Origin of the sequence: Gordonia malaquae, from assembly GCF_037148075.1 — a bacterium.
Classification (GTDB): Bacteria; Actinomycetota; Actinomycetes; order Mycobacteriales; family Mycobacteriaceae; genus Gordonia; species Gordonia malaquae.
In genome coordinates this window covers 1-223 of record NZ_JBBCUB010000014.1, presented here as the reverse complement: position 1 = coordinate 223, position 223 = coordinate 1, and the positions used below count along the sequence as shown (strand labels likewise).

Genomic DNA, 223 nt, shown 5'->3' with positions numbered 1-223 from the left:
GCGTTCCAATCGCCGGTCCGACGGCATCGGCGCCCGCCTGTACGCAGAGGTCTCCACCCGCGGCGCCTACCGCAAAGCTGGCGTCCAGACGCCGGGCAAGTACCTCACCGCCGCCCTGCGCCTGGGCCTCGGCGCCAGCAAGCGCCGCGTCGCCGCAGCATTGGCGATCAGCCCGATGTACAACTACTCGGGCGACCAGCTCGACCCGGCACTGCCGGCCACC

General features: G+C 72.2%; 1 pseudogene. It reads left to right on the top strand.

The annotated features are described in order from the left end of the window. Positions 1 to 223, top strand: a pseudogene (locus WFK36_RS22715) (HNH endonuclease signature motif containing protein); the annotation flags it as partial.